General features: G+C 46.1%; 12 protein-coding genes. 2 read left to right on the top strand and 10 right to left on the bottom strand.

Going from position 1 to position 18,681, the window contains the following annotated elements; genetic code table 11:
• Position 1 precedes the first annotated feature (1 nt).
• The 9 genes from ACFPYJ_RS12390 to ACFPYJ_RS12350 form a co-directional block, all read right to left on the bottom strand.
• Entirely contained in the window at positions 2-874 is an 873-nt protein-coding gene (locus ACFPYJ_RS12390; protein ID WP_379188455.1) for a carbohydrate ABC transporter permease, read from the bottom strand.
• Complete coding sequence (locus ACFPYJ_RS12385; RefSeq protein WP_379188454.1) at positions 874-3,153, bottom strand: DUF5696 domain-containing protein; 2,280 nt, start codon at positions 3,151-3,153, stop codon at positions 874-876. The genes ACFPYJ_RS12390 and ACFPYJ_RS12385 overlap by 1 nt, the downstream gene beginning before the upstream one ends.
• Positions 3,137-5,182, bottom strand: a complete 2,046-nt coding sequence (locus ACFPYJ_RS12380) for a YIP1 family protein (protein ID WP_379188453.1) — start codon at positions 5,180-5,182, stop codon at positions 3,137-3,139. Before ACFPYJ_RS12380 ends, ACFPYJ_RS12385 begins: the two co-directional genes overlap by 17 nt.
• Before the next feature lie 12 nt (positions 5,183-5,194).
• On the bottom strand, positions 5,195-6,067 hold the full coding sequence (locus tag ACFPYJ_RS12375; protein ID WP_379188452.1) for a carbohydrate ABC transporter permease: 873 nt from the start codon (positions 6,065-6,067) through the stop codon (positions 5,195-5,197).
• Positions 6,068-6,083: 16 nt separating this feature from the next.
• On the bottom strand, positions 6,084-6,974 hold the full coding sequence (locus ACFPYJ_RS12370; RefSeq protein ID WP_379188451.1) for a carbohydrate ABC transporter permease: 891 nt from the start codon (positions 6,972-6,974) through the stop codon (positions 6,084-6,086).
• Positions 6,971-9,937, bottom strand: a complete 2,967-nt coding sequence (locus ACFPYJ_RS12365; RefSeq protein ID WP_379188449.1) for an extracellular solute-binding protein — start codon at positions 9,935-9,937, stop codon at positions 6,971-6,973. Before ACFPYJ_RS12365 ends, ACFPYJ_RS12370 begins: the two co-directional genes overlap by 4 nt.
• 71 nt (positions 9,938-10,008) lie before the next feature.
• Positions 10,009-11,454: an extracellular solute-binding protein gene (locus tag ACFPYJ_RS12360; protein WP_379188448.1), complete on the bottom strand. Its 1,446-nt coding sequence runs from the start codon at positions 11,452-11,454 to the stop codon at positions 10,009-10,011.
• Positions 11,455-11,654: 200 nt separating this feature from the next.
• A complete protein-coding gene (locus ACFPYJ_RS12355; protein WP_379188447.1) occupies positions 11,655-12,680 on the bottom strand; it encodes a LacI family DNA-binding transcriptional regulator in 1,026 nt (341 codons plus the stop codon).
• A gap of 440 nt (positions 12,681-13,120) precedes the next feature.
• Positions 13,121-14,140: a methyltransferase domain-containing protein gene (locus tag ACFPYJ_RS12350; RefSeq protein WP_379188446.1), complete on the bottom strand. Its 1,020-nt coding sequence runs from the start codon at positions 14,138-14,140 to the stop codon at positions 13,121-13,123.
• 464 nt (positions 14,141-14,604) lie between these two features.
• On the opposite strand from ACFPYJ_RS12350, the gene ACFPYJ_RS12345 reads away from it, so the two are divergent.
• Positions 14,605-14,967 carry a hypothetical protein gene (locus ACFPYJ_RS12345; protein WP_379188445.1) on the top strand — a complete coding sequence of 121 codons (363 nt, stop codon included), beginning with the start codon at positions 14,605-14,607 and terminating at the stop codon, positions 14,965-14,967.
• A gap of 161 nt (positions 14,968-15,128) precedes the next feature.
• Entirely contained in the window at positions 15,129-16,376 is a 1,248-nt protein-coding gene (locus ACFPYJ_RS12340; RefSeq protein ID WP_379188444.1) for an ATP-binding protein, read from the top strand.
• An 85-nt stretch (positions 16,377-16,461) separates the two neighbouring features.
• Here the strand turns inward: ACFPYJ_RS12340 and ACFPYJ_RS12335 are convergent, their stop codons facing one another.
• The gene (locus tag ACFPYJ_RS12335) at positions 16,462-18,474 is read right to left on the bottom strand and encodes a glutaminase family protein (RefSeq protein WP_379188443.1); all 2,013 of its coding nucleotides are present in this window, start codon (positions 18,472-18,474) and stop codon (positions 16,462-16,464) included.
• Positions 18,475-18,681 lie beyond the last annotated feature (207 nt).

Below are 18,681 nucleotides of genomic sequence, written 5' to 3'. Positions count from 1 at the left end.
ACTACCTCCCTCCTGAACCTCTTCTCAGGTTGAGCAAGCCTACCCAGATCGCCAGCATGATGAAAATGATCACAAAGTAGATCCAAGCGACCGCATTCGCATAACCGAAGCCGGTCAGGGTGCTGAACATATTCTCTTTGATCAACACAATGATTTCATTGAGCGCGAAAGTGGAGATATAAACAATCGAGTAAATGACATTGACGAGAACGAGCGGCATCATGACCGGCAGGGTTACTTTCCAGAACGATTCCCAGGGCGATGCGCCGTCGATGCGGGCTGCTTCGTACAAGGACGTATCGACCTTTTGCAAGCCTGCAAGGAAGATCAGAATTTGCACCCCCGAGAACCAAAGAACCATAATGATCTGTTTGAACAAATACGTGACCGGTTCCGCGAACGCCGGACTAAGCATATTCTCGATCAATGAAATGACGCCGTATTTCTCAATGCCCGGAATGGTCGTCGCTCCCTGGGAGAGCAGCTCGTTGATGACCGGCCCGCTTGTAATGACGACCGGCAGGAAGAAGATTGTCCGGAATAGGCCTTTAAACTTGATGTTCTGATTGATCAGCAAAGCGATGATCATGGAGAAGACGACGATGATCGGTACGTTGAGAACCATCGTTTTCAAGTAGGCAAACAGTTTTTCTACAAACACCGGATCAGACAAAAACGCATTTTTGTAGTTTTGCATGCTGACATAGGTTGTCTTGATGCCGAGCGGTGTAATTTTCACCTTTTGAAAGCTTAAATAGAGAGAGTAAATCATCGGCCAGCAGGTGAAGATGCCAAAGCCGACAATCCATAAGGATACAAACGACAGCCCGGTTAATGATTTCCTTCTGCGATTCGTCATCTTGAGCTTGATCATTACCGTTTCACCTCGATTACTTTAAACCCTTTGGCAGGAACGGAACCTTCATCATCGCTGTAATCGGAACCCGTATAATTGACGATAATTTCCTTGCCGTTTGAATACATTATTTTGACGATGCCCTTAGCCGGAACAATCCTGTCTTCGATCGTTGCATTCCGAACCGAACTCAGCACCTCATCCAACGTTTGATAGGAAGCTGCCATCTCTTCTTTCCAATCTTGATAAGCGGAAGTATATACATCATCGGAATTTGTAAACTTCAGCTTATAAGAGGATTCGTAGGTCAGGTAGTATGACGGATAGGCTCCATACTCGATCATTCGCAGCAGCTCATCCTTTGAATTGGCCAAAAAGTTGGTGTACGGCGCGAAATAATCTTTATAGCCTTTAAGCAGCATTTGCACAAAAGGAACGGTTTCGCTCGTATAAATGTACTGGGATGAATGCATCGGCACATCCAGAACTTTATCCGCATATTTCAGCATGTAATCATTCGGTGAATAAAGGACGACGGAGTCCGTTTGTTCAGATAGGCGCCGCATCATATCCATATAGGAGTTGGCCGTGTTCACCCGGAACTTGATCCTGCTGTCATCCCACTCAGAGAAAAGGATGCTCCCCGTATTGCCGACTGCAAGGTTTCCGATTCCTTGTTTCGCATATTTGCTAATATTCTGATCCACGATGCTGGCGGATTTGTCTGCGGACATATAATAATAGCTCTCATAGACATCTTTGAACGTAGGAATTTCCAACACGGTTTTGTCGACTTTCTTCGCTGCTTCGGTACGGGCAGAGAATCGCGAGGCATCCCCATAAGCTGTCGTAAAGTCGTCATAGAAGTACAAAGGAGTACCTTGCTGCTTGAATTCCGCGATAAGTTGTTTAAAAGCGGCGGCGGAACCGAGCTTCTTCTCAATTTTCACATCCGACGGACTCGTCCCCGATAATCCCCCTTTATTCCACCCCTTATAGACAATGGTCGGATTGCCGATTCCGTTTGACTTCATATCCGCCACAATGGCCTTTAATTGCTCCACCGTCGTCATCTCGACCATTTGTTTGAAAAACAATCCATTCTTCGATTCCGCGCCGAGAATGTCCAGCTGGATTGGAATGCGGCTGTTCAGCCCGGTTTGACGAACGAGATCGCCTCGTTTTTGCAAGTAATTCTGATAGGTTTTGGCCATGCCGATATAATCGGCTTCTTTGCCATTCAGGAAAAAATAGCGGGTTTGAATATCTTCCGGGTTCCGGTCTTTCTCGTGAACGATAATGCCGCCCATTGCCCGGCTGGTCGGCTGCAGATAGGATTCCCGGGCCGAATATTGCGCCGTAACCCAGTTATATTGCGTGTTTACGCCGTTCGGGTAAGCAACAATTTTCGCATTGAATTGACCGTTCTCCACGACACCGAACATGCCGTGCTCCCGGACTCCATGGACGATTCCGAATACCGGAAATTGAACCGAATAAGGTTGATTTCTCAATAGGTCCCGGTGAACCGCGTCAATTCCGTCGTTTGCGCCGTATATTTCGGCTTCAAAGGGCAGTTTGAACTTTCCCTTATTATCGTTCAGATTAATAAGCGCCCCAGACCCGTCGGGAACGAACATATAGCCTGGAATTTCACCCCGTTTCGTTGCGCCGAGGAAAGGGTACGCGTATACGGAGGCAAGTTCAAAGTCCGGCGTTTCCCGAATGCTTTTATTCGGAATGTTAACGAGCAGTTCGCCGTCACCCAGCTTCACGTCCAGCTCTAAACCGATTTTCAAATCGTTAAAATCGATTTTCGCGGAGAATCCGTCCTTCGTCTTCGTAACGGCAATCGTCTTGTTCGTTTCACTTAGCAGATCCGTTTGGCTCGGTTCCGGAATATCTTTCTTGAAATAATCGATGGACAAGCCCGACGCCATGAAGTTTTTCCAAGCCTCATTGTCTTGTGAATCTTTATCTTCAATGACTGAATTCCACACATAGCCCGATTGCTTCTCTATGAGCCGAATGGCGAGATTAGCTTCTTTCAAATAGAGGATCAGGCGGTCATTCTCCGCAACTTTAACGTATTCTTCCGACAAAGGGCCGGCCTGTACAGAAGCTGCGGTATCCTGGGCGGCGTTCTCCTGCTTCGTATCTGCATGATCGACCGCGGCTTCGGGACTGTTCGGAGTCGAGTCATTCCCTCTGCCGCTCCACACGGAAATTGCTAGGATAGATACGGCGAGCAGGACGCTTAAGATGCCGATAACTTTGATTCTATTTATATTCCGCACGGACGGCAGCCTCCTTGATGACAGAGTAAACGAAGTCGTACACTTGATCTAACAAGACATAGATAATGAAGAGGACAAGACCCATAATAATCATGCCGAAAATGGTTATCAAAATATTGATGATTGTGCCGCCAACCGTATAATCATGTATTTCTTTCACCATCATGAACAGCAGCACCGCGCACCAAGCCATGATGATTGTATTGGCAAAGCTGAACAGAAAAGCATCATTAATGGTAAGCGCGTTGGAAGCGATGACGATGATCGGCTTAAAGATCAAATAAGGCATCAGCGAGTAGATCGTCGCTTTGAAGACATGCAGAAACTTACCTTCCCCGTCGCTGATCGTGCTGACCAAATAGTTGGAGACGATCCACAGCGCAATCGGAACGAATACGATCGCGACTTCTCTGGAAAGCTGCAAATCGGAAAAATCCAAATTATTAAAAATAAAACCGGTATAAAAGAGCGAAAACAAATATTCAGCAAAGAACAAAAGATACAAAATCACAGCAGCGAGGGCAGAGACCTTATTCTCGTCTTTAATGCCATAAAAGCCTTCGATCGGTCGTTTAATGAAACAGAACAAGAATGTAAGCTGCTTCATTATCGATATATTCGTAATGAACGACTTCCATCGAATGATCGCCCGGAAAGCGCCGGTCTTTCGATGCAGCAGCTTCAATAGCCGCCACAGCACGTAGACAATGACGATAATAGAAAAGACATCGAGCAAATGGTTCTGCAGCCAGAGGTTGCGGATTTCCCAGAAGGAGTTGGAATATCCCTCTTTATCGCCCGCGATCACATATTCCTCTTCCGCTTGCTCATACAATTGCTGCTTATAATAAGCATCCGCCAGTCCTTTATGCGCCAGATCGAACAGGCTATTCCGCTTAAGCACCTCATTCCAAGGGCCTTGGCTTTTGACATAGAAACCTTCTTTGTACAGCTCCAATGCGTGATGCACCTGCAAAGTAAACTCCGTAGGAGCGAATATTTGAATGTTGTTCCGCTCTTTGTCGACGACATAGACCTGCTCGTTGGAATCGACAGCGATGCCGGCCGCATTCAAGAACAAGCCGATTCTCGATTTGCCATCATCGGGAGCGCCGAAGGAGAACAGCAGATGTCCCTCCGTATCGAATTCGAACACAATCCCCATCTGGCTGACTGCATAAATATTGCCGCTTGCCGCGATGAACAAATCGGAATAGATCGGATCGAACATCATATTTTCAGGGAGCAAATTGTAGCCTGAAATATTAAACTTCTTGATCGATCTTCCCTCTGCCCCTTGGGTGACGGTATAGATGAGACCCTTTTTATCAATGGACAGGTTGGTCGGCGAGGGCGGCGTATTCTTGAATAGCTTCGCTCGCTGTTCCTTCGTAAAGAACATGTGCTGCAGCATGATTTTGAGGTTGGCTTCCGAATCATTGCTGCCGAAATAGCCAAGAAAATCACCATACGGACTTAGCTGAACGACACCGTTAGTTGTTCCTTCACTGACGATATACAGATTTCCCCGTTTGTCCACTGTCACTTTAACCGGCTTGAACGGAGCGTTTTTCCCGAACAGCGGCGAATCCGGACGGCCGAATTTCTTCAAGAGCTTGCCTTGTTCATCGTATTGATACACAAGCTTTGAACCGCTGTCCGCAACATAAATCGAGCCATTCTTATCGACAAAAACCCCAGTCGGTTCGCTTAATTGGTCTTGACCGATGATGCGAAGCAGGCTGCCGCCCGGCTGCAGCACAACAATCCGCTTATTGCCCGTATCCGCAATATACAGCCGGTCGCTTTCATCGACGTAGAGATCGGATGGTGAACTAAACGCCGTATTCCCAATTTGTTCTATCGATCCGACAGGCGTATACGCATCCTGCGTTCGTACAAATTCACGGTGATGATCTTCCGTAAATGTTTTATAAGGCACATCGGCGTAAACGGATGGAGACAAGCATCCCAGCCAAAAACAGGCGGCGAGCAGGCTTATTGCCATTTTGTTAGCTGCTTTACTCATAGTGTCCTCCTGTTATTTCAGTCCGGAATGCGCCATCGTATTCATCACTTTGCTTTGCAGAAGAACGAAGATAAACAGATTCGGCAAAAACATGATGAGCGTGGCTGCAGCGGACATCCCTTGACCTGCCACTGAATTTCCTTGAACCGAAACAATCGTGCTCATAAAAAATGGAATGGTCTTCAAGCTGTCATCGTCCACAAACAGAGAAGACGTCTCAACGTTATTCCAAACGGCTTGAAAAGATAGAATGGCAACCGTCGCAAGTGCCGGTTTAATGACGGGAACGATTACTTTTCTGAAAATCGTGAACTCCCCTGCGCCATCCATAACCGCCGCTTCCTTCAGCTCCTCTGGCACCTGGTCAATAAATTGCTTCAATAGAAACAGTCCTATAGGCATCGCGAGCAGCGGCAAAATATGCGCCCAGTAAGTATCGATCATTCCTGCTTCTTCAATGACCAAATATCTCGGAATGGTCACAGCGATCGGAACAAACATCAATGCGAGCGTATTGACCTCAAACAGAGCCCCTCTTAGTTTGAATTTCATCTTGGATAATGAATAGCCCGCCAATGCGCTCATAAAGACGGAGAGAAACATGACGGACGTTGTAACGATTACACTGTTAAACAAATACCGGCTGAGCGGAATGCCCGAAGACGACGTTTGCTGAAACAGCTGCACGAAGTTTTTCATCGTCGGCTTCTGCACGAAGAAACGCGGCGGATAGGCAAACAGTTCGTCAAGCGGTTTGAAGGCGTGAAAGATGATGAATATAATCGGCAAGCCCATAAAAACAGCAAGCGGGATTAAAATGGCGTAAAATTTAAATTGGCTCGTGTGAAACCGCGTCGGATTTATTTTTGTACCTTGGTATGACATTGCAAAGAACCTCCGTCTATTCTTTTTCACCAAACATCTTCCAAGAAAATTTGGAGAGCACATAAATACCAACCAGCAGCAGGACGGACAACGCTGCGGCATATCCCATCTCATAACGAATGAAACCGTAATCCGCAATGTGGTTGACAATTAATTGGCCCGCATTTTGCGGCGTCGGATTTGCACCGGACAGCTGTACGCCAATATCTCCGGCTTGAAAGGTGGAAACGACAGCTATAACGGCTCCGAACAGCATTTGAGGCTTCATGCAAGGAATCGTAATATAGAAAATCTCTTGAAAACGGTTTTTGATCCCGTCAATATAAGCCGCTTCATACATGGACTGATCGATATTGAGTACACCGGCAAGCATTGCCAGGAACCCGACCCCCATGCTGCTCCACAAGGAAACGATGATCATGATCGTCATCAAATACTGCGGTGATTGCAGCCACTGTACCGGAGCATGGATCAAGCCCATATTCATCAGAAAGCTGTTTAAATAGCCGGACTGGTCCCCGCTGAATATAATTGTCCATACGACGGACATTGCAACACCAAAGGTCATGGACGGTGAATAAATGATCAGCGCCAGAACCGTTCTCGGCTTGGACGGGATTTGCGCCAGCATCCATGCCAGCAGGAAAGAGATGATATAGCCGCCGGGACCGACGATTAAGGCAAATTTGATTGTGTTCGGCAGCACGTTCTGCATAAAAACATCATCGTGTGTAAACAAATCAATATAGTTTTTAAATCCGATCCACTTCGGCTTCTCTACCGTATTGAAATACGTGAACGACAGATAGATGGCGACCGCTACCGGAATGACTATAAACGTAATAAACATGAGCAAATACGGGGTTAAAAACAAATACGCTTCGTTCCATTTTCGTTTTCTCATCATCGCTCTACCCACTTATTTATTGTCGATATTGTAGGAACCGGATAAGGCTTCACGACCTGTCCGTCTTTGAAATAACCGAATTCCTCCATCTTCTTCTTGATTTCCCTGTCGGTTCGAATGACAGAGTCATCAATGGTCGTACGCGGGTTTTTCCCGTTAAATACAACCTTGTTCCATACGTTGCTGATTTCCCTCTCAACCATGTAAGCACCCGGGACGCGAGACGGCTCTCTGACCCACTTAAATTGCTCCAGAATCACTTTCTTATCTTCCTCCGGCCAAGGCAGCTGTTCGAAAGCAGACAGATTAGCCGTATTCCACATGTACGTTTCGCCGTAAGCCGTCTGCAGCGAATTGGCATATTCCAGCTGAACATCTGCGGACATCCACCATTTCAAGAATGACCACGATTCCTGCGGATGCCCGGTATCTTTGAAGATCATGCCGGATTGACCGCCGGCCGGGGCCCAGCGTACGACATGGCCGTCCTTTTCCACGCCGGGATGAAGCGTAATCTTCCACCAGTTCGCTATTTCCGGAGCCGCTGTACGCAGCTGAATGTACGTTGAAAAATCTGAAATCCCGATCGGCAGCGTGCCATAGCGGAAATGATTATAGAAATTCGGAACGTCCTCCGGCACGTTGTAGATCGTATACAAATCCGTCATGAATTTGATGCCTTCCAGCGCCTTTTCACTATCAATCGCGGTAGACATGCCGTCCTTGTCGAACAGCTCACCGCCAAATTGGTAAATGAAAGGCGTTGTTGTCGTGAAAGGCTTGAAGCCGCGGTACAGCGCATTCGGTTCATAGTAGTTCATGCCGAGTCTTTGCAATTCAGGCAATATGTTCACGACGTCGTCCCATGTACTCGGAATGGGCAGCTTGAGCGAATCCATAATGTCTTTCCTGTAAAACTGCACCCAGAAATTTTGCGTTTCGGGGAGGGCGTACACGCCATCTTCGAAAGCGAACGGAATGATCGCTCCCTCTGAAAACTGCTTCATCACTTCGCTGTAGTCGCCAAATTTCCGCAAATCCATGACGGCTCCCCGTATCGCGAGCTCGTATGGCAAGTAGTTGCTTACGCCAAGGGCCACATCAGGCTGTTTGCCGGAAGCATTGGCCAGAATCAGCTTGTTCTCGTCCGGCATGATCGACAGCTTAACGTTGATGCCCGTTTCTGGCGTATACTGCTCGTCGATCATTTTCTGCAGCAATTCAACGTACTGGCGCGGACGGTTCACCCAAACCTCCAGCTCGCCATTGCTGTCTTTCGCCGTGGAGTATTGTTTCTTGCCGAAGGACATGAAGAAGCTCTTAAAGCTCTCCTTCATTCTTTTGAACAATCCGGCTGTCGGAGCAGGCAGTTCATTATTTTGATAGGTATAAATCTTGTCGATGGACAGCGGCGACTCCGTAATGCGCTGCAGCAGATCTCCCATATATTGAGAAGCAGAACTGGAGCCTTGGGAAAGCAGATCCAAATGGTTCGGCAGCGCATCCGGATCCTTCGCCAGCTTTCTCAGCTGTTTGGCTGCCAGCTTCAGATTAATCAATTCTTCGATCTCAGCAGTATCCCGATTATAAAGGTCGACCTGCTTATACCGCTGATCCAGCCGATCCGCCCAGCCATTCAGCGTCTTGTCCAAATTCGGAATATATTCCGAGAGCGCCCAATCCCGGTAAACATCTGATTTATTGCCGGTCAGCTTTTGAATTTTCAGTGTAAGCGCGTTTATTTCGTTCATCATCGCTGTCATGTCCTCGGCAAGGGGACGCAGATTCGATAAATTCACAGTTAGGCGAAGCGCATGATCTCCTTGCTCCAAATAGAACAAATAGGGCTTCTCCCCGTTTCCAAGCGTTTCATTCTGCCATCTGTCCCCGTAAGGAAATGGATAGTTTTCCAGCTCGCGAAACGGAACTTGACCGTCGATTTCAATTTTCCGGAATGCGGGCAGGTCATATTTAATCGATTGCTTGTACTTAAAAGCCAGATGGTAATATCCGCTCTTCGGAACGTTAAGTTTCCACGTAACTGATTGACCGCCCTTCAGCCATGATGTTCCGTCAATGATGTTCAAGAGCCGCTTTTCTGAATCGTAAGGAGTCAGCGCGCTGTTCTTCTCCGAGCTTGCGCGAATGGAAGAATCGTTTTTATACGTGTAATTCTCACCTTCGGTAATGACGATATTCTCATCTTCCGGCTCGGCCGCTTTCACTTTTTGAAGTTCCAAATATTGCTCATATGTATCTTGCTGTAACGGGGACTGGACAATGACGTCTCCCAGCAGCATATCCCCTCTTGTATTCACGATTGTAATTTGATTGTTACCCTCACTGAGCTTGAACTTCAACGGCTCCATATGGAAGTAACTGGAATCATAAGCGTATGTGGTTTGCCAGCCCTCCGCCTTCGCTGGTCTTGGAAGCAGTTGATTGCCGTAGCGGTCCGTTTTCAGGTTTTGCGTATTGTTTTCCCATAGATTCTGAAAAATAATGCGCCGCGCTTCATAATATGGATACTGTCCGTTAATTTTGACGTACCCTTCTGTCGGTAAAATACTTGTATCCATGATGTAATAATCGAATGCGATTTGATAAAGTCCGGATTGTTTCACATTCACTTCGAACGTCATCTCGGCGTTGTTATTAAAGCGGATCGTATCCGAAGGATAACCGAAGCTGTCTGCCTTCGAAGTGATCCTGCTTGGATCAGCAGCACTTGTATTCGGCTTCGCAACAACCCGGAATGGGGATACAGGCGGAATGTTTTTCCACGTTTCCAACAGATCGGAATAGTTTTGCTCCAGAATACCGGCATCAGTCTTGGCTGGAGCCTTTACGTCGGCCTCGGCTGTCTTATTGCCTTCCAAATAAGCAATCTGCCCATTCCAATTGCTGCAGGACAGCGATACGAACACGAGGAATGAAATCAGAGCTTTTACTGTTTTTTTCATGGTTTCTCCCTGCCTTGTAAAGTGATAAGTGCGAAAGGCCTGAGCAAACCTTTCGCACTTAGGACCTTCCCTTATTCCCCTAAAGCTTGTTTGGCTTTCGTTACAAATTCATTGAGCTTATCTTCTATTTCTTGCGCTTTATCGGCTGGTGTAAATTCACCTTTGTCGATTTTTTCGGCAATTTTTTGTTCTGCAAACCATTGGTCATATTCAGGAAGACCAGGGAGCGATTTGCCATTGTCAGGCACACCGGTATCAAGCATGTCCATCATGGCTTTAACACCCGGTATCGTCGTTTTGCTTTTCAGCTTATCCCATATTTCTTTATCGCTGCTGACTGGGAACAAATCCGAAATATTCTTGCCGAGCGTTTCGTAAATTTCAATCCGTTTCAGCAAGCCTTCTTTGCTCCAATACATCCATTTCAACAATTCGAAAGAAGCTTCCGGATTTTTAGTCGTGGATGAAATACCGGCGAAATCAAGAATAATCGGTAAACGCTGACCCGCTTTGCCTCCAGGGTAAGGGTAGAAATCCAGCTCACCGGCACCGGCTTTCTGCAGCTCACCCGGAAGCCAGCCGATGTTCCAAGAGCCGTCAATTCCCATGGCTACATTGCCTTTTTGGAATACCCAGGCGTTCTCGTCACCGAATACCTTCTTCTTCTCATCAACAGTCATATTCTCTTCGACTTTCAAGCGGCGAAGCTCCACTTTGGTGTTATAGCCGTTCATCCAGTCCTGATTATGTCCCATATTGAATTTCTCGCCGTCAAAGGTGCCCCAACCAAGAGAAGCGTCATTCTGCATCGGCCAATAAGATTCGAACGACAGATCTCCCCAAGGACCGTCGATACCGAAAATATGATCTTTCGTATTGGTCAGTTTTTTCGCCAAATCAACCATTTCATCGATCGTCCAGTTGTACTTCGGCAGTGGAACGTTAGCCTTTTCGAACAACTTTTTATTCACAAACACGCCCATAATCGATTGCCAAGTAGGAGCAGCCAAACGTTTGCCTCCATATACGCCGTACTTTGCGATATTGGGGTAAACAGTTGCCGATTCCGAATCGTTGTCCCATAATTGGCTAATGTCGTACAGCCAATCGTTTTGCACACCCGGTGTTACGCTCTCAAGGCTGAATACATCCGGCAAATTGCCCGCGCTTGCCGCCGTTGTTAGGGCTGCGGTCCACGGCCAGTTGATCGACTGGTCTTTTTCGACCGTTATGTTTGGATATTTCGCCATAAAAGCATCCAGCATGGGCTTAACAACCTTTTCATCTTCCCAACTGGCAAACTTCAACGAAATTTTTTCCTTTTGCCATGCCGGCTCTTCTTCAGGCGTTGGCGTCGGCTCCGCTGACGGATCGGCAGACGGATCGGGAGTCTGTTCATTGGCTTTGTTATTCACTGCGCTTTCCTTGGAATCATTCGATTGACTGGAGCATCCTGCCAGCATCGCCAATACAAAAGTGACAATCATGAACACGGTAACAATCTTGTTGGTTTTCATTCATAGTCCCCCATTTCAAATTTATATTGATACACATGGTGTAATGTATCCGAGGTAGAATCAGAAGGCTATGCTGCCGGTTCTTTTCCAGCGAGAGTGATAGAATGGTTAATGGTATCGTTTACATTTTGGGATTGAAAGAAAAACAATACAAGGATGCGATTGCCTCATTTTTTTCGAAATCGATTTCATTTTTACTGTTATTCGCTTGAGCTAATCCCTTTTCTTGGATAATCGGACGATCGGCGAATGAGCAGCCGGGATTCCAAAATAGTCAGTCGCGGCTGCTTGAAATCTCCATTCATGTACCGAATCAGCTTATCAGCCAGCATAAAACCCATTTCATATTTGGGTTGGTCGATCGTGCTCAGGGATGGGCTCAAATACTTGGATACCCTATCATTATCAACACCGATAATAGCGAGTTCCTCGGGAATCGTTCTCCCCATTTCATGGCAAATTTCGTACACGCCCAGCGCCATTTCATCATTGGCGGAAAAGACGGCTGTAAACAGGGCTCCTTTGAAGGTGAGGCGTTTAATCGCTTCATAGCCTCCGGATTTATTGAAGTTCCCATTCTCCACAAGTTCAGGACGGAAAGGGATATCGTGAGCGCTTAAAGCTTTAATATAACCTTCCAAACGATCGAAACTGTCCTTGGCATTTGGGTATCCGCTCAAAAATACGATTTCGCGGTGGCCTTGTGCAATCAAATGCTCTACCGCTTCTTTTGCAGCCTTTACGTTATCGGTATGAACATTCAACACCTTGTCATGCTCTATGCTGCGTCCGATGATGCCAACGGCATAGCCTCGATCTGCAATCCCCGTAATCTCTTGTTCCGTCAGCATTGTGGCGATCAAGATCAGGCCATCCACACTCCGGTCCATCAGCAAGCGCAGATATTCACGTTCAATCTCCATATCGTTTTGGGTATCGCAAATAACGATTTTATATTTTTCTGAGTAAGCCTTATTTTGGATGCCCTTGACGATATCCGCGTTGTAGGAAACTTTGATATCCGATACAATGATGCCGATGGTCATCGTTTTCTGCAGCCTTAAGTTTTTAGCTGCAGCATGAGGCACATAGTTAAGTTCCTCGATCACCTTGAGCACCGAATCTCTTGTTCTCTGTTTCACTAATGGACTGTTGTTCAGCACTCTGGATACCGTGGTTGGAGATACCTTAGCGGTTCTCGCGACATCAATTATCTTAATGTCCATTCGCATTCGCCTTTTCTATTTCGATTATGTATGCGCTTTCCATTTAGCTTGAACTTAAGATGAAATCGATTACAACTTCGCCTTTCGTCTTTACGCCGCTCCTCCTTGAATGGGTTATTTGCTGCTTGTACCTGTTCATTATAGATCACATTCCATTTAACGTATTGTATAATCGCTGCGTCATTTGTAAAATTGTAAGGGAAAATGAGGGATTAGATGGACAGAAGCTATCCGGCGCGTTTCTTTTCTCCCATCCCAGTTCGGATTCGGAATAGAAGCAGCATGACCTCAGGGTCCTTTTTCCATATGCCGAGGCTGCCTTCGGATCATCCGCCTCGGCAGCCTCTTATTATTGAACTCATTTTATTCGTTAATTGAATGGCTTGAGCTGTGGCTGCTGTACTTTCCGTGACGGCAGGTTGTCCCGATGTCCGATTGAATTATTGCTTTTTGAGCGCATATAGTGTCGGATGCAGCCCTTTTAAGCTGATAGTCATCTCCTTCGAGTAGGTGACCTGAACCCGCTCGGCAGCTATTTGCAATGCAGCATCCGCATCCGTTAAACAAAGAATATTCCCATTTTTGTTCAACACCCGCTTCATTTCCTTGAAGATATCGTAATACAGTCCGGGAAGATTTTCGTCTGCTGCGATTTGCCGGCCAAAGGGCAGATTGGTAACCATTTTATCGATATAACCGGCATCCAATGGCAGCTGACGGGCATCCCATCGATGAATCCTTACTTGATTATGATTGCCGGTATTTTCTGTAGAAGCTTCCACAGCTTCTATTGACAGATCCCCTCCTTCTATTTGGAAGTAAGGATAAGTGATCCGCTCGGACAGTATCGAGCCTGAACCGCAGCATGGGTCAACAAAAATATCCGTCTCTTCAGGATTCGATAACCAGACAAGCGCATGAGCTACGGTAGGCCTCAAAGCTGCTTGTGTGAACCTTCTCTCCTCCTTCCTATAACGAAATGAGGCATCAGTCAGCCTCAAAGCGAAGACCGCGTCAACCTCGTTAATATCAAGCCGAAACTCCATTTCATGCATTCCAGCACTAGCTTGACAACGAGAATTGCCCTTCGCAATTCCTTGCGCAGCCGCTTCTGCCGCCTCAAAACGGGAGTATGTGTGTTTTCCAATTCGGCTGGCATTGACCTTATAGCTGATGATTCCGGATCGTTTCCAATACGCCCAAGACAGGTCGAATTGGGATATTTCTTGTTTAATAGCAGCTAAATGAATCTTATGGGGGCCGACCTTAAACCTATGAATCAGTTTAAAAAGATTGTCGGCAGTCCGAAGAATCATTAATGCCTCTGCCGGCAGTTTGGATTTAAAATAAACTTTGCCCCGCTCTAAGCTTTGAATCGTTGCATCAGCAATCTTAACTTGAATCTCATTCTTCAGAACGAATTCCAGTCCCGGCAATACGGTTGCAAAATAATGCGCCATTTCCTTATTTCCCCTTCGTATTTGATTTTTTGGGCACAAAAAAACGCAAATGAACAAAAGTCCATTCGCGTCTCTCATGTACACAAACAAGGCACCCTCTAGAAGGGTATGCCTGTTGACAAGAGCGTGTTTGAATATTCCGTTCCTAGACAGCCGAATGCATGTAGAAAACCATGGAAAACAGAACCCCGAACTATAGGTTGTGGGCTTCTCTCATGCCATTCGCGTTATTCAGTTGGTTAACTGATAACAACTGTCAAGAATACGGCCATCATCAAAACACTAATCCCTCCATCAATACGATTGCGTTTATTATATACCGCGTTATGATTATTCTCAATCTTTAAGATTCAACTCGATTTGAAGCATAATCATATTTATTCGCTAATCTTAATTCCAATAAAAATAAGGATAACCCCTTCCCGCATATTAATGATGTAACCAATTAATAAAGGGAGTGGCGTATGATTTTTTTCAAGATATTCCTATCCCGATTTTTAATGCTCCTTTTTACTTCTCTTTTTATTTGCCCAGCCATTATTTTCTCCGTACTAGTCTTAGGGTTAACATCATCTTGGAAGTCAGGGGCATTTATGCTGGGTACAGCTCTCCTTCTTCAATTGACAGTAAAGCTTTATTCGATCAACCTTCTTATTCATAGAAACAAAGAACGGGAGCGAAGATTCACCCTTGAAAGTTTGGGTAATAATGAAGTGCCGCCCCCGCTTAGTGAAATTTATCTTGAATTGCTCTCTCAGCAGCGGGAACAGGAGCTGATAGTCGGAAAAATTGTCGATCAAGGAACGGATACTTCTCCCAAACAATAGTCATCCTGCTGAAATTAATTTCTAAAAAAGGACATATTTTCATTCAAACATCCTATTAAATAATTCAAATATAATGTACAATTTCGATGACTAATAGTGAGCATTCTGAATGACAAGCTGTGTATCCAATGGAAAAATAATACTTGAAAAGGTGACCGTGCTTGAGTATACTCAAAGATTTGCTGCTGCAATTATCATTAATCATTGTGCCTGTCGGTATTTTTCAAGCCTATTTGTTAGGCCATATTCGAATCAAAAAACACACGAATCTGTTTCTGGCCGTCCTATGGGGGAGTTCGGTATTGCTTTGTATGTCATTTCCAGTAAGCTACGGGAACGGGATGTATCTTGACTTCAGAATCGTCCCCTTGCTGATCGGAACTTTGTATTGCGGTCAGAGGACCGGCATATTCTTAGCCTTTTTGGTCGGTCTTTATCGTTTATACTTAGGCATGAATCCAGGCTTTTATAACTCTTTGCTGGCTATTATCTGCGGATTTTCTGTCATCCTTTATTTCCAGAAAACATTCGCAGCTGCATCAAAATCCAAGCGAATGAAATTAGCCGTCATCCTATCATCGTATTACTGCATCGTTGGTGCATCTTTGGCCGGCATACTAAGGGGGGTCACAACCCAGAGCATAACAATCCAAATCATCCACTTCGGATGCGCCGCTGGTCTTACCTGGTTGATAACCGCATTAAATGAGAATATGGCAGAGATACATACGATGCGTACAGAACTTCAAAATGCAGAAAGGTTACGCATCATTGGTAACTTAACCGGCGTGTTTGCCCATGAAATCCGTAATCCGCTGCAGGTAACCCGAGGCTTTCTTCAATTGCTTAATAAGACCGACTTGCCGGATAAGGAGAAGCGGTATATTAAGCTTTCCATTGAAGAATTGGATCATGCTAATCATATCATTCACGATTTTTTGAATATGGGAAAACCAACTTTGGATTGTAGTGAAGACATCGATGTGGGAAATCAACTAGGACGAGCTGTGAATCTAATTCAAAACTATGCCCTTAGCAAAAATGTCATCATCCAAACCAGCATTGACGGCGGCTGTTCGATCTATGGGAATGCCCAAAAAATGGAACAGTTCTTGATCAATATTATGAAGAATGCGATTGAATCCATGCCGAGCGGCGGAATGATGTGGGTTACATGCAGTTCTGTAGACGATTCAAAGGTGGAAATCCGCGTCAAAGATCAGGGAAATGGGATGTCAAAGCAGGAAGTGGAGCAGCTCGGCTCTCCCTATTATTCCTTGAAAGAAAGCGGGACAGGCTTAGGCATGATGGTAAGCTTCCAAATTATCAGATCATTCGGAGGGAAGCTGCATGTGATCAGCGAACAAAATGTTGGGACTGAAATCATAGCGAGGATTCCGAAGTCATAATGAGATAGTCTAGTCCATAATCAAGCCGAGACAACAAATGCCCCCTGCGGTCTTTAGACCGCTGGAGGCAATAAGAAGTCAAACTTTAAACTCGCTTTATTCCCTTGTCCTTCAGCAGCTTAATGTAAAAACCGCCGACTACGCTGCGATGCTGGAAATTGAGCTGACGGGCAGTAATCGTGTCTGTCCAATCGGAGAAAGGTACGCGATCAGGTGTGTCGTTCAGCATCTTCCATAACGGTTCCACCAGCTTTATGAAATCGTTACGTTCTTCTGCCAATGCAGCCGACCAGATGAGCCAATCGGCTTTCGTATAGGTGGCCCGGCTATCCAGCGGAGTACCATATTCATTTTGGCGTTCCAAATACCAGGCAACCTCCCTGCTTAATACCTCTTCCCCGAACAATCCAGTGCCGAATATCAAATCCCAAATCAAATTGTATTTCAAGCTCCAGGTTCCCTCTTGACCGAACGCAAGCTTAGAATGATCCCCATCATCTGCCATCGTTTTCCATTTACTGGCCATTTCTTTTGCCACGCTCAAATAATGAAGCGATTCCTCCTCATTACCTATGACCGACTTCAGAATAGAATAGCTCGCCACGCCCATAATGGCCTTCACGGACAAGTTTGCATTCCTCTTCAAGTGGCCTGCAAAATCATCGGTGCATAGTTGATTGTCTGGATCAAGGCCAAATTCCATCAGATAATGAGTCCACTCCTTGAGAAGTTCCATTTCTGAAAGAGCAAATTCCGCTTGTCCTCCAGCAAGGCATGCAGCGGCAGCAATGATCAGCATATTTCCGCACTCTTCGACAGGCATTTGCCCTTCCCTTGCGTTATCGCTGTACACCTGCCCATTGCCGACCGGATATTGTCCAATATCGTGAGGGGCGAATTCGAATGGCCACGCATCACTTTTGGCATATTTGAAGATCGGCCGGATCATCGCTTCCACAAGCGCTGGATTATAGAGAAGGAACAGGGGAATGGAAGGATAACTCACATCTACGGTTGCCATACAGCCGTTGCTGTAGCATTCCTTGGATAAGAACAGGAGCTCCCCTTCTGTGTCCGTTACTAATTTATGCGCAGCGATGGCCTGTCGGTAGGATAATGCGAGAATATCCGCGTATTTGGCTCCTCCCGATTCCTTTGCATCAGCCAGTACCTGCCGGTCGAATGCTTCGCAGCGCTCCTTAAGGGTTTCATATTCTGAATACGCCTCCGAAAGCATCTCCGAAGTGAGCTTGCCGTTTCGTTTCCAATAAGCCTGCAATGGACTGCCGAAATACTCCACGGCATAAACATCGTCATAAGCAAGCACAACGAGGTTGTCGACTGCATCTTTGCCGAGATTGCTCAACTCGAAAACAACCGCCATAACCGGCTGGTCTTCACCGACCTTAAGCGGTGACTCAGGGGCAACTCCACCCGCAATCCCCTCGTTCCTCACGAACAATTTGCGCAGGTTTGCCGAACCGGCATACGTCTTAACTTGCTCTGATTTTCCCGCACATAAATAAAAATGCCCCCAGTCGATCCTTAGATCGTCACCCGTCCTGTTTAGATAAGCTTGTTCTTCATGGCTCATTCGCTGCCAGATTAACCCTTCGGCTTCGCCCTGTTCCCTTACGACGGCTTGCCCTGGATGATCCACGCACCATTCTCCCGTGACATCGTAATAGATCGACACGTCATGTGATCTGCCGTCAATCGAGCGTGCCTCAAGCGAAATATAAGAAGCAGGCCTTGACAACACATCTAAATCATCCAATAAAAGCGGTGTGCTGAAACGAACATCAAGCGCCACGCCAGAAGCTTCAAACGAGTAAACGGTGCTAAGCGGAGTAACTTTCAATTGAGTCTGCTCCATGGCCGGAGGCTCCGAATAGTATCTCTCGGCACGGGGTTCTACCCGCCCCGCAAAACGCCATGTCTTCCCATCGATTCGAATTAATCCCGTCATTGCCTGCCTTTGTCCCGTCCAGTGGCGGGTGAAATCATCCGTCAGACGATCGGCGGATGACCAGACGCTAAAATAAGGATCTACCGTTACAAGCGGAACAGAAGGAGGTCGGAACGAACTTTGAGTCATGATCTAACAACCTTTCTCTATATATATTATATTATTTCTATACTATATGAACATAATAAATATGTTCATATACAATTGTCAATAATTATTATTTATACAGAGAAGAGGATCTAATAGTCCAAATGATGAAGTGGTTCTCAATCGAGTAGGAGGGGGCGGCTAGCCCCCGTCCTCTCACACCACCGTACATGCGGGTCCGCATACGGC

Source organism: Paenibacillus solisilvae, from assembly GCF_042656405.1.
Lineage (GTDB): Bacteria > Bacillota > Bacilli > Paenibacillales > Paenibacillaceae > Paenibacillus_Z > Paenibacillus_Z solisilvae.
This window is presented reverse-complemented; position numbering and strand designations above follow the sequence as displayed.